Consider the following 11406-nt stretch of genomic DNA (forward strand, 5'->3'; position numbering starts at 1 on the left):
GCCAGTGCTGGCATATCGCGCCTATATAGGCAGAGCAACCGCACGTCCAAGGGGGAGCGATGATCCGACGTCACGGCGAGCCGGTCAAACACGGCCAGCGCTATATCCGGCGGCCGGGGGTTTACGCGATACTACTGCGAGGCGACCACATCCTTGCGACCCATCAGGCCGAGCCGATCCCGGAGTTCCAGCTTCCGGGCGGCGGCATCGACCGTGGGGAGCAGCCGATCCCTGCGCTGCACCGCGAAGTCTTTGAGGAAACAGGCTGGAGGATCGCAGTCGAGCGGCGGCTTGGGGCTTTCCGGCGCTTCACGTATATGCCGGAGTACGACCTGTGGGCCGAGAAGTTGTGTTCGGTCTACCTGGCCCGCCCGGTTCGACGTCTTGGTCCACCTTCGGAAGCCGGGCATACGGCGATATGGCTACCACTCGACGAGGCGCTCGCGCGGTTGGGCAGTGCTGGCGACCGGGGGGTGCTGGCCGATTTCCTGCGGAAGTAGGTCAAGCACGATGCCGGAGACGTCGTCCGGAAACGAATCGCTGCCGGATTGCTGCGAGAGATCCCAGACCAGCGCTTCCAGAAGGTCGGAGCCTGAAAGATGGGCGGATCGCTTAAGGCTTTCGGTCAGCCCTTCCTCACCGAAGTCCTGGCCGGATGGCATCGGGCATTCGGTGAATCCGTCGGAGGACAGGAGAAGCCGGTCGCCCGGTCCGAACTGAACGTCATGGCGCTCAAACTCGGCCTCCGAGATCAGGCCGACCGGGAGCCCGCCCTGCCCCAACCGCTCGATCCTTCCGTCCTGCCGAAGGAGCATCGGATGGGGATGGCCCGCCTGAACCAGGCTTAGCGTGCCAGAGCGCCGGTCAATGACGGCAAAGACAATCGTGAAGTACTGCTCGGCCTGGATTTCGTCGAGCATCAGCCGGTTGAACCGCCCCACCACCACCTCGGGCGGCAAGAGGACATTGGTGCCGTCCGGGCCCTTCTGGAACGCAAGGTTCTGTTCCGGCGAGGACCCGGTCAGGAACCCGGCCAGCCGCGCCGTCATCATGGCAGAGGCGACGCCGTGCCCGGAGACGTCGATCGAATAGACCGCGACCCGGTCATCGTCGACCCGGAAGCTGCCCACGAGGTCACCCCCGACGCGACCGGAGTTTCGCAGAAGCAATGAGACCTGTGCCCAGCCATAGTTGCGCACGCGGTCGCGGATCAGCGTTTGCTGCAGCTTCCGCGCCTCGATCAGATCACGATCGAGCGAATCGTAAAGTTTTTGCAATTCCATGAGCGTGTTGGCGATGACCTTGTTCTTGGCCAGAACCTCTGCCTGCATGGCGAGCATCCGCTCCCCCGCGCGGAGCCGGGCGCGCAGTTCGTTGCTGGCGACGGGTTTGGTCAGGAAGTCATCGGCCCCGGCCTCCAGCCCGTCGGCGATTTCGGTCTTTTCGGACTTCGAGGTCAGAAGGACGAAGTAGCCATAGCTTTCGCGGTTCAAACCACGGAATTCACGGCAAAATTCCAGGCCCGTCATCCCAGGCATCATCCAGTCGCTGATGATGATGTCGATGGGGACGGTTCGGCACAGGTCCATTGCGGCAATGGCCGATTCACATTCGGTCACCCGGTAGCCCCAGCGGCGGAGCTGCATCGATACCACATGGCGCTGCGCCCGACTGTCATCGACAACCAGCACGTGGCGGGGCGTTTCGACCGCCTGCATTCCATCTTCAGCCATCATCGTATTGGCAAACACGTCCAGACCTTTCCACGGCTGAGGGTCACCCTGCATGCCGGAACTTAACCAGGGGTGAACGTTAAAATTCGTCGCGCTTGGCAGGGCGCGCGGCCACCATTTGTTAACGGCGAAAGGGCCAGACTGCGGCCTTGGGTGGCGAACAGGGGTGTGGTGCCATGATTGACTGGAAACGGGTTGAGGAATTGCGGGAAGAGATCGGCGCCGATGGCTTTGCCGAGGTCGCGGATATGTTCCTGGATGAGGCGGAAGAGGCGGTACAGGCGCTTGTGGCGGGTCTGCCAGCGGGAGAGGTTGGGGGGCAGCTGCACTTTCTGAAGGGCAGCGCGCTGAACCTTGGGCTCTCTGATCTGGCGGCGGTCTGCCAGGATGGGGAACGGAAGGCGGCGGGAGGCCACGGCGAATTGGTCGATACGGCGCAGGTGGCCGCGGTCTATCGTGCGTCCCGCGCAAGTCTGCTTGGCGGGCTTTCGCTGGACCGGGCGGGCGCGGCCTAGATCAGGAACTCGGACAGGGCTTCGTCGGAAGTGATATCCCGGAAGGCCAGGCCCGCCGCATCCATACGGTCGGTGAACTGGGCGAAGCTGCCTGCATCCTTGGTCTCGATACCGATCAGGACCGAACCGAAGTTGCGGGCCGATTTCTTCAGATACTCGAACCGGGTGATGTCATCATCCGGGCCAAGCATGTTCAGGAACTCACGAAGGGCACCCGGGCGCTGGGGCATGCGCAGGATGAAGTATTTCTTGAGGCCCGAGTAGCGCTGAGCGCGTTCTTTCACTTCGGGCAGGCGCTCAAAGTCGAAGTTCCCGCCGGAGGTGACGCAGACCACGGTCTTGCCTTTGATGGTGTCGGCAAGCTTGGGCAGAACATCGACCGAAAGCGCGCCTGCGGGTTCCAGGACGATGCCTTCGACGTTCAGCATTTCGAGCATGGTCACGCAGATGCGGTCCTCGGGCGCGAGCAATACCGTTTCGGGTGGCACCCAGGATAGCATGCCGAAGTTCGCATCGCCGATGCGGGCCACGGCGGCGCCGTCGACAAAGCTGTTTATGCGCGGGAGTTTGGTTGGGGTACCCTTCTGGAGCGCTGCGGTCAGGCTGGCGCCACCCATGGGTTCGACAAATCGATATGCGACTGTGGGTGCGGCTTCACGCAAGTAGGCGGTGACGCCCGAGGCAAGACCGCCTCCGCCAACAGGCAGGACCACCAGGTCGGGAGCTTGGCCCAACTGCTCCAGGATTTCGACGGCGACCGAGGCTTGGCCCTCGATCACGTCGGGATCGTCGAAGGGCGACAGGAAATGGGCGCCGTTCTCGGCACAGAAAGCCTGAGCGGCCGCCAGGGTCTGGTCGAAGTAGTCGCCGGTCAACTGGATCCGGACCTGATCGCCGCCGAAGATCCGCGTTTTGTCGATCTTCTGCTGCGGCGTGGTGACCGGCATGAAGATCGTGCCATGGACCCCGAAATGACGGCAGGCATAGGCCACGCCCTGGGCATGGTTGCCGGCGCTGGCGCAGACGAATTCCTGCTGGTCCGGGTGCCGCGCCCGGACCTTGCGCATGGCATTGAACGCGCCGCGGAGCTTGTAGCTGCGGACGGGTGAGAGGTCCTCACGCTTGAGCCAGATGTCGGCGCCGTAGCGGGCGGACAAGTGGTCGTTCCGCTGCAGCGGCGTTTCGGGAAAAAGCTCACGCAGGGCGGCGGTGGCAGAGCGGGCATTGGCGGCGAATTTGGTCATCCGCCTTCGATGCCGGATGCGGCGGGGCGTGGCAAGGAATGCCTTCGCATACGGCGATTGTACCCGATACGGGGGCGATCCTTGCCCTTGGCCCGGTTTCGCTTTAAGCGCCAGCAAAACCGGGACGGAGCCTTCCTCATGCTGAAGCCGAAGAAAGTGGTGCTGGCCTATTCGGGCGGGCTGGATACCTCGATCATTCTGAAGTGGCTGCAGACGGAGTATGGCTGCGAGGTGGTGACCTTTACCGCCGATCTGGGTCAGGGCGAAGAGCTGGAACCGGCAAGGGCCAAGGCCCTGCTGATGGGGATCAAGCCGGAGAACATCCATATCGTCGACGTGCGGGAAGAGTTCGTGCGCGACTTTGTGTTCCCGATGTTCCGGGCGAATGCGTTGTATGAGGGGCTGTACCTGCTGGGGACGTCGATTGCCCGCCCGCTGATCTCGCAGCATCTGGTGCGGATCGCGCAGGAGACCGGGGCCGATGCGGTGGCGCATGGGGCGACGGGGAAGGGCAATGACCAGGTCCGGTTCGAGTTGTCGGCGGCGGCGCTGGACCCTGCGATCAAGGTGATCGCGCCGTGGCGGCTGTGGGACCTGACTTCACGGACGAAGCTTCTGGAGTTTGCAGAGGCGAACCAGATCCCGATCGCAAAGGACAAGCAGGGCGAGGCGCCGTTTTCGGTGGATGCGAACCTTTTGCACACCTCGTCAGAGGGGCGCGTGCTGGAGAACCCGGCGGAGGAGTTTCCGAACTACGTGCTGCAGCGTGTGGTGCCTGTGGAAGAGGCTCCGGACCAGGCCGAGATGGTGGAGATCACCTTCGAGAAGGGCGATCCGGTTGCGGTGAATGGCGAGGCGATGAGCCCGGCTGCGATCCTGACCCTGTTGAACGAGATCGGCGGCAGGCATGGCGTGGGTGTGCTGGACCTGGTCGAGAACCGCTTCGTCGGCATGAAAAGCCGGGGGGTCTATGAGACGCCGGGGGGCACGATCCTGATGGAGGCGCATCGGGGGATCGAGCAGATCACGCTGGACGCGGGGGCGGGGCATCTGAAGGACAGCATCATGCCGCGCTATGCGGAGCTGATCTATAACGGCTTCTGGTTCAGCCCGGAACGCGAGGCGCTGCAGGCGTTGATCGACAAGACGCAGGAGCATGTCACCGGGACGGTGCGGGTCAAGCTTTACAAGGGGCGGGCGGTGACGGTGGCCCGGTGGTCGGATCACTCACTTTATTCCGAGAAGCACGTGACCTTCGAAGAGGATGCCGGGGCCTATGATCAGAAGGATGCCGAAGGGTTCATCCGGCTGAACGCCCTGCGGTTGCGGTTGATCGCGACGCGGAATGCAAGGGTGGCGAAGACATAGTGTCCCACGGTGGGACAACATTCCAAGTGATTGAGAAGACTGGTATAAAAGTACCGCTCAGGAAGCGTTAACCGCTTTCGACATCGCAGCTTCTTCCGCTTCGATCAGGGCCTTGGCAAGCGTCAGGGGGATGGTCAGGTCCTGCATGGCGGCGCGCACGTCCTGAAAGAGCTCATCCTCGTTCGGGAAAAGACCGCCGAGCCGAAAGAGGTTGCGCTTGTGCGACAGGGCCACGTGCATCTCTTCGCCATTCGAGGTCGCCGCATAAAGTTCGGTCCCATAGCCCAGGTGGTTCTCGATCCGGGTCAGCACTTCGACGGCGGCGGCAAGCGTCGGGGCCTCTTCCGTCGACGGCCGGGAGGTCCAGATGCCATAGATCCGCCCGCCGTTGCCAGAGACGTTCCGCAGATGGTTAAGCCCGTCAGTCGAAATCTCGCCGCCGAAAAACATGCCGGGGCGGGTCTTGTCTTCGAGCGCAATGAAGAAGGCAGGCATCATTGCGCGGTTCGGGAACTGCGCTACGATCCCCTTGAACAGCGTCCTGGAGTTTTTGCCCCCGGTCTCGACATGTACCTCGGCCATCTGGATCGCGTGGGCACCAAGCTTGCCCTGGACATGGTCCTCGCCTTTGCGGATCCCGCGCGCAGGCAGAAGACGGACTGGCAAAGCCGACACGAACGACCCCGCTTCCTTGGAATAGGACAGCCCGACGGCTGTGGCGAGCAAAGGCATCACCAGCGCCTCTTGGCGCTTTTGCATAAGTTTGTAAGCGCCGTAGATCGCTGCACCGCCCACAAAGATGGCCAAGACGGTTAGTTTGGTCTTACCCTCGCTATCCATGTCCTGGCCGCGTACCCATATGGCCGCCATCCCAGCCGCGAATGCAGCAGCGACCATAAAGCCAGCTGCCATGAAGGCCATGCGTCGCAGCGCGGGCATCAGGTTTCGGACGGCGCTGGCCACTTCCGTCGAGGCATCAGGGGCGTCAGCTATGTCCGTCACGATGGCATCCCTTCGGTCCGGTCAGGGTTTGCTGCGTGGCAGACCCGCCGGTTGACCGTTCCAGGTTCCCGACAGGCTCCAGGCCTCGTCCGCCGTGCTGTAGTGATAGGTGAGATCGCCTTGCTGCGGGCCTGAGACCTTCAGCGTCAGCGTCAGGCCGTCGTCGCCTTCTTCCATCGCGATCTCTTGCCCGGTGCCGCTGATGGACAGTTCCGGCCAGAACCCGCAGTCCTTGAAGGCATAGTCGGTGCCGCGGTCGGCCGTTGTTGCCGAGAGGGTGCCGCCGTAGGGGCAGCCGAAGGTTACCGGGTGCTCACCGTCCCAGTTCAGAAGCGGGGAGTAATTGAGAAGTTCGGTATCGACTGCGCGGGCGACGGTGAACGGTTCGGCCATCTGGGCCGGATCGGTGAGCGTAAGGGGGGCGTATTCGCCGATGGGATCCTGTTCGCAGATCTGTTCACGCGACGCCGGAAGTTTGCCTTCGTAAAGCAGCGCCTGGACGATGGTGTCGGGGCAGGCGAATCCGCGGCCCCAGATCACGTGCGGGCCGCCGCGCATGAAGACGCCGTAGCTGTTCTTCGCGTTGTCGAGCACGGAATAGGCCATGGAAATCGGCGTGATCGGATCATGGTCGCCGTTCAGCACCAGGGTCGGCCAGTCGCCGCCGGCAAAGGGCTCGGGCCGGGTGTCGGAACCTTGGTGGGGCCAGAAGGCACAGGCAAGCCGTTCAATGTAATAGGACCGCAGAAGCCGGGGGGCGTTGGGCGCAAAGGCGCGGGCTTCATCCATGATCCGGGCCGCGCGCTCCTCCGGCGTGCCGGTGCCGCTGCCGTAGTCGGTGCAGGTGATGGCGTAATAGGCCGCGCCGAACCAGCCGGGATCTTCGATGCCGATCTCGGTTTCCGGATCGATGTACATGTTGGAGTAGCCGAGGAGCAGCATGGGCTGCAGGTTGCCGCGACCGGCCGCTGCCAGTGCCCGAAGAAACTCGGCGCGGCCGTCGGGGGAGTAGAGGGCGTAGAAGGCGTTGGCTTCCAGAAGTCCCGTCGTAAGCTGACGTTCGGTTTGGGTGCCGTCAGCCAGGGTGAAGGGAACCATCAGCCTGGTCTTCTCGACGCGATCCGCGAGCGCGTCGTAAACCTGGGCCGCGTCACCACCCATGTCCGCTTTGCAGGCCGGAATGTCGGCGCAAAGGGCGAATGTCTCGGCCAGGAGCTGTTCAGCGGCAAGCGTGTATCGGCTGTAGAACCCTTCGGGGCTGAGGTTGAGGTCGACGACGCCGTCAACGATGACGCCGCGGACCGCCTGCGGGAACAGGGTTCCGTAGGCCTGAACGAACTGGGTGCCGTAGCTTTCGCCATAGAGCCAGACCTTCGGCCCGCCGATTGCCTGGCGGAAAAGCTCGGAATCCCGGATGGCCTGTTCGGTGTTCACCAAAGGCAGAAGCTCGTCTGCATCAAGCTCGGCGATGCAATCGCGGACGTAGGTCTGCGCGGTTTCGATAGCGGCGTTGGGGTCATCAAGCGAGGCGGGGGCGATGTCGAAGGTTGCCTGAGCCTTTGGGCAGGACAGGCCATGCACCGGGCCGGTTCCGCGCTGGTCCACGAAGACGATGTCCATGTACTCGGTCAGGCTGGGATCGAAGGCCGACAGGTAGCTGTCAGCCGAGGCAAGGCCCGAGCCGCCGGGTCCGCCGACGAAGTAGAAGAGAATGCCTTTGCTTTCGACGGTGGCGAAGGAAAGCGCGAACGTGATCTCCATCGTCTTCGAGGGGTCGTTGGCGCGGTGGTCGAGCGGGACAGTAAGCGTGGTGCAGGAGAGGTTGCTCAGCTCGCAAGGAGCCAGATCGAGGCCGGCGGCCCCGTCTTGCAGCGAAATTTCGGCCGCGGCGGGGCTGGCCAGGAGCCCGAGGGCGAGAACAGCGTGGCGCATGGGAACCTTCCGGCTTGGAGGATGAATACTGGCCGTGGCCAGCACGGCCCGGTTGTTTTGCCGCCACGGTAAGGCTGCTGCGGCGTTTGGCCAAGGGCTTTGGTGGTGGCGGCGATTTGAAACATTCAGGGCAGGAACAACGGCGGAACGGCGCTCAGGGGCCTGCGAAATCACCTGTCGGTGATCCCACGTATCGGTGATTGGACGGGGTGCTGACGGGCCCGCAAGCATTTGGGCAGCAGAAAAGGGGGACGGATATGTGGCGAATGGCTTTGGTTCTGATGCTGGCCTTTGTGGGCACGGCAAAAGCAGAGACGGCAATCGTTGCCGGCGGCTGTTTCTGGTGTGTGGAGTCGGACTTTGAGAGCGTGCCGGGGGTAAGCGAGGTTGTCTCGGGCTATACCGGCGGCGATATGAAGAATCCGACCTACAAGAACCATGAGGGGCACTATGAGGCTGTAGAGATCACCTTCGATCCTGCGGTGATTTCCTACGACGAGGTGATCGCCAAGTTCCTGCGGTCGGTTGACGTGCTGGACGACGGCGGGCAGTTCTGTGACCGGGGCAGCGCCTATCGCACCGCGATTTTCGTCTCGAACAAGGCGCAAAAGCAGGCGGCACAGGCCGCCGTTGCAGAGGCGGAGGCGGCGTTGGGGCAGAAGATCGTGACGCCGGTCCTGAGCGCCAAGACGTTCTGGATCGCCGAGGACTACCACCAGGATTACTACAAGGGCACCGATATCGTGCTGACCAGGGCTGGTCCGAAGAAGCAGTCGAATGCCTACAAGTTCTATCGCAAGTCCTGCGGGCGGGACGCGCGGGTGCGTGAGCTTTGGGGCGATCAGGCGTTCTCGCACTAGGCGGGGATCTGAAGCCTCAGGCCAGGGGCGGCAGGCCGACGGCGGTACGCAGGTCCAGGGCGCGGATATCCAGTTCCTGTCCCGCAAGCGCGTCGGCGGCCGGGGTGCAAAGCCATGCAATGACGCGGGCGGGTTCGTGGGTCGGGGCGAGATCGGACCGCGGGATCTTTGAGACCGGGTTCAGCCCCGACGCGCGGATCGCGCCCTGCATGTCGGTATCGACCACACCGGGGGCGAAGCCGAAGATGCGGATGCCCTGGTTGCCATACTCCATGTGAACCGAACGCGTCAGCATGGCGAGTCCGGCCTTTCCGGCGCAGTAGGCGCTCCATCCTTCCTGCGGTCGGTGGGCTGCGCCGGAGGAGATGTTGACGATGGTGCCGCTGCGGTTGGCGACCATGCCGCGAAGGGCAAGCTGGGTGGCGTGGAAGGCCGAGGTCAGATTGACGTCGATGTTCTGGGCCCAGTCTTCGACCGAGACGTCGAGGATGCGGCCGATTGGGCCGATGATCGCGGCGTTGTTGATGAGGATGTCGAAGCCCTGCTCGAAGAGCGTGGTCATGGCGATGCGGTCGGTCATGTTCGCGTGATGGCCGGTTGCGCGGATATCCCCAAGCTCACGCTGGGCGGCGGCGATGTTGGCCGAGCTGCGGGCGGTGAAGTGAACCTCAGCTCCTGCTTCAGCCAGGGCACGCACGGTTGCAAGACCGATGCCGCGATTGCCACCGGTGACGAGGGCCTTCTTGCCGGTAAGGGTCATTTCTTGCTCCTTTGCTGGGCGCGTTCGGTTTAGCGGTGGCGGAGGGTCGCTGTCCATGGTGGGATGGCGTGACGCGTCCGGGAAGCCCCGGTGCGGGTCGCCCGAGATGCTGGAGACTGGCGTGCGACAGGTGATCCTTGGTCTGGTGCTGCTGGTGGCGGGCTGCGCGGCCCGGGGGGAGTTTACCCCGGCTCCTGCAGGTCAGGGCGAGGCGCCGGAGGCGATCTTTGTCGGCACGACGCGGGCGAACGAGGCGGGTGGATACGGTTTCGCGCGGGCGGATGAGGCAAGTTTCCTGCGCTATGACATCTCGATCCCGCCGGAACGTGAGCCGGGAGAGTTGAACTGGCCGCCAAAGACCCGTGCTGCGGATGCGACGCTGGATTTCCTCGTGCTGGACCAGAGCCGCTTCCCGTCGGCGGCAGACTTTCGCGGGGCGCTGGGATCCGCGATGAAGCGGCGAGGGCAGACCGACGCGGTGGTCTATGTCCATGGCTTCAACAACACGATGGCCGAGGGCGTCTACCGGGTCGCGCAGATGCATCACGACCTTGAGGTGCCGGGCGTGGCGGTGCATTACGCTTGGCCGTCACGCGGATCGCCGCTGGGCTACGTCTATGACCGGGAGTCGGTGCTGTTTGCCCGCAGCGGCTTTGAACAGTTGTTGAACGAAGTGGAAGCGACGGGGGCGAAGAACATCGTCGTCGTGGCGCATTCGATGGGTGCCGCCCTGACCATGGAGACCCTTCGGCAAATGGCGCTTCGGGGCGGCTCGCGCGCGCTGGACCGCGTTGCCGGGGTCGTCCTGATCTCGCCCGATCTGGATCTGGACGTCTTCCGGTCGCAGGCACGCGACATCGGCGAGCTGCCGCAACCCTTCGTCGTGTTCGGCAGCAAACGCGATCGGGTGCTGGGGCTTTCAGCGCGGATATCGGGAACGGGCGAGCGGCTGGGGAACCTTGACGACATATCGAAGATCGCCGACTTGAAAGTGACCTATCTGGACACGACTGCGTTTGACATCGGGGATGGGCACCTGAACCTTGGACAGAACCCGGCACTTCTGGCGCTTTTCGCAGGCATCGTGGGGATCGATGAGGCCTTTCGCGCCGATGCCAGGGCGCGGGTCGGGCTTTTTCCCGGGCTGGTCCTGACGGTCAGAAATGCAACCGAGATCGTGCTTGCCCCTGTCGGCGCGATTGGGGATACGCGGGCCGGGCGATAGCCGAGGCCTGCACCATAGACCTGAATCGGTCAGCGCCGCCGCAGGTAGACGTAATACGCGCCCGACCCGCCATGCTTCAGATGCGCTTCGGTAACCTGCAGGACGGCCGGACCGAGGGGAGGCAGCTGAAGCCAGTGCGGGACCTGGTGGCGAAGCGCCCCGGTTCGGTGCGGGATAGGGCCCGCGTCTTCGCGGCGCTTGCCTTTGCCGGTGATCACCAGCACCAGGCGAAGGCCCTGGGCCTGGGCGTTCAGGATGAAGCGGATCAGTTCGGGATGCGCCTCGGCCAGGGTCATGCCGTGGAGGTCGATCCGGGCTTCTGGCGCAAGTTTGCCACGGGTCATCTTGGTGTGGGTGCCGGCATCCATGCGGAGCGGGGCTTGGCCGAGGAGGTCTGGCAAAGCAGGGGCAAGATCGCGGCGTTCGGGGGTGCGGTGCTTTTCGCTAAGCAGGAAGGGGGACAGCCGGGGTTTGCTGTGCTGCAGCGGAGCGGGTTCGGGGGCCGGTGCGGGTTCAGCGGCAGTTGCCGGACGGGTGGGATGAAAATGCATGGGCCGCGCGGTGCGGGCGACCGAACGCCAGAGCTCGGCCTCGTCGGGCGAAAGGGCGCGGCGGCGGGGCATTTGAACTAGTCGTCTTCCAGCATGGCAAAGGCACGGTCGATGGGCAGGAGGAGGACCATTCGCCCGCCATCCTTGATCGTGCCGGCTGCGGCCCCCGCGTCAGCGCCCGTGCCGTAGAAGATGTCGGCGCGCTGCATCCCCTTG

The 11406-nt window shown here is 63.9% G+C and carries 11 protein-coding genes and 1 pseudogene; 5 read left to right on the forward strand and 7 right to left on the reverse strand.

Going from position 1 to position 11406, the window contains the following annotated elements:
- Nucleotides 1–59: 59 nt before the first annotated feature.
- Nucleotides 60–500, forward strand: coding sequence for an NUDIX domain-containing protein (locus ACRCSW_RS15525; protein WP_438706532.1), 441 nt, complete (start codon nt 60–62; stop codon nt 498–500).
- Here ACRCSW_RS15525 and ACRCSW_RS15530 read toward each other — a convergent pair.
- The gene (locus ACRCSW_RS15530) at nt 423–1733 is read right to left on the reverse strand and encodes a PP2C family protein-serine/threonine phosphatase (RefSeq protein WP_438706550.1); all 1311 of its coding nucleotides are present in this window, start codon (nt 1731–1733) and stop codon (nt 423–425) included. The two genes, ACRCSW_RS15525 and ACRCSW_RS15530, sit on opposite strands and share 78 nt — an antisense overlap.
- Before the next feature lie 176 nt (nt 1734–1909).
- On the opposite strand from ACRCSW_RS15530, the gene ACRCSW_RS15535 reads away from it, so the two are divergent.
- Nucleotides 1910–2248, forward strand: coding sequence for an Hpt domain-containing protein (locus ACRCSW_RS15535; RefSeq protein ID WP_438706534.1), 339 nt, complete (start codon nt 1910–1912; stop codon nt 2246–2248).
- Here the strand turns inward: ACRCSW_RS15535 and ilvA are convergent.
- Nucleotides 2245–3492, reverse strand: coding sequence for a threonine ammonia-lyase IlvA (gene ilvA / locus ACRCSW_RS15540; protein WP_438706536.1), 1248 nt, complete (start codon nt 3490–3492; stop codon nt 2245–2247). The two genes, ACRCSW_RS15535 and ilvA, sit on opposite strands and share 4 nt — an antisense overlap.
- Before the next feature lie 138 nt (nt 3493–3630).
- Between ilvA and ACRCSW_RS15545 the strand changes: the two genes are divergently transcribed.
- On the forward strand, nt 3631–4860 hold the full coding sequence (locus ACRCSW_RS15545) for an argininosuccinate synthase (RefSeq protein WP_438706537.1): 1230 nt from the start codon (nt 3631–3633) through the stop codon (nt 4858–4860).
- A 57-nt stretch (nt 4861–4917) separates the two neighbouring features.
- Here ACRCSW_RS15545 and ACRCSW_RS15550 read toward each other — a convergent pair whose 3' ends face one another.
- On the reverse strand, nt 4918–5862 hold the full coding sequence (locus ACRCSW_RS15550; protein ID WP_438706539.1) for a hypothetical protein: 945 nt from the start codon (nt 5860–5862) through the stop codon (nt 4918–4920).
- A gap of 21 nt (nt 5863–5883) precedes the next feature.
- The gene (locus ACRCSW_RS15555; RefSeq protein ID WP_438706541.1) at nt 5884–7794 is read right to left on the reverse strand and encodes an alpha/beta hydrolase; all 1911 of its coding nucleotides are present in this window, start codon (nt 7792–7794) and stop codon (nt 5884–5886) included.
- A gap of 266 nt (nt 7795–8060) precedes the next feature.
- Here ACRCSW_RS15555 and msrA point away from each other — a divergent pair, with 266 nt between their 5' ends.
- The gene (gene msrA / locus ACRCSW_RS15560) at nt 8061–8654 is read left to right on the forward strand and encodes a peptide-methionine (S)-S-oxide reductase MsrA (protein WP_438706543.1); all 594 of its coding nucleotides are present in this window, start codon (nt 8061–8063) and stop codon (nt 8652–8654) included.
- A gap of 16 nt (nt 8655–8670) precedes the next feature.
- Here the strand turns inward: msrA and ACRCSW_RS15565 are convergent, their stop codons facing one another.
- On the reverse strand, nt 8671–9414 hold the full coding sequence (locus tag ACRCSW_RS15565; protein ID WP_438706544.1) for an SDR family NAD(P)-dependent oxidoreductase: 744 nt from the start codon (nt 9412–9414) through the stop codon (nt 8671–8673).
- Nucleotides 9415–9535: 121 nt separating this feature from the next.
- On the opposite strand from ACRCSW_RS15565, the gene ACRCSW_RS15570 reads away from it, so the two are divergent.
- The gene (locus ACRCSW_RS15570; protein ID WP_438706546.1) at nt 9536–10639 is read left to right on the forward strand and encodes an alpha/beta hydrolase; all 1104 of its coding nucleotides are present in this window, start codon (nt 9536–9538) and stop codon (nt 10637–10639) included.
- 29 nt (nt 10640–10668) lie between these two features.
- On the opposite strand, the gene ACRCSW_RS15575 is transcribed toward ACRCSW_RS15570, so the two are convergent.
- Complete coding sequence (locus ACRCSW_RS15575) at nt 10669–11262, reverse strand: Smr/MutS family protein (RefSeq protein ID WP_438706547.1); 594 nt, start codon at nt 11260–11262, stop codon at nt 10669–10671.
- Nucleotides 11263–11267: 5 nt separating this feature from the next.
- Nucleotides 11268–11406: pseudogene (locus ACRCSW_RS15580) on the reverse strand (murein transglycosylase); the annotation flags it as partial.

The organism is Tabrizicola sp., assembly GCF_051645465.1.
Taxonomy (GTDB): domain Bacteria; phylum Pseudomonadota; class Alphaproteobacteria; order Rhodobacterales; family Rhodobacteraceae; genus Tabrizicola.

Bases quoted from the DNA above. Each gene is read 5' to 3' on its own strand.
- ACRCSW_RS15575 (WP_438706547.1), bottom strand. From the start codon at position 11,262: ATGCCCCGCCGCCGCGCCCTTTCGCCCGACGAGGCCGAGCTCTGGCGT.
- ACRCSW_RS15555 (WP_438706541.1), bottom strand. From the start codon at position 7,794: ATGCGCCACGCTGTTCTCGCCCTCGGGCTCCTGGCCAGCCCCGCCGCG.
- ACRCSW_RS15525 (WP_438706532.1), top strand. From the start codon at position 60: ATGATCCGACGTCACGGCGAGCCGGTCAAACACGGCCAGCGCTATATC.
- ilvA (WP_438706536.1), bottom strand. From the start codon at position 3,492: ATGACCAAATTCGCCGCCAATGCCCGCTCTGCCACCGCCGCCCTGCGT.
- ACRCSW_RS15530 (WP_438706550.1), bottom strand. From the start codon at position 1,733: ATGGCTGAAGATGGAATGCAGGCGGTCGAAACGCCCCGCCACGTGCTG.
- ACRCSW_RS15535 (WP_438706534.1), top strand. From the start codon at position 1,910: ATGATTGACTGGAAACGGGTTGAGGAATTGCGGGAAGAGATCGGCGCC.
- ACRCSW_RS15565 (WP_438706544.1), bottom strand. From the start codon at position 9,414: ATGACCCTTACCGGCAAGAAGGCCCTCGTCACCGGTGGCAATCGCGGC.
- msrA (WP_438706543.1), top strand. From the start codon at position 8,061: ATGGCTTTGGTTCTGATGCTGGCCTTTGTGGGCACGGCAAAAGCAGAG.
- ACRCSW_RS15545 (WP_438706537.1), top strand. From the start codon at position 3,631: ATGCTGAAGCCGAAGAAAGTGGTGCTGGCCTATTCGGGCGGGCTGGAT.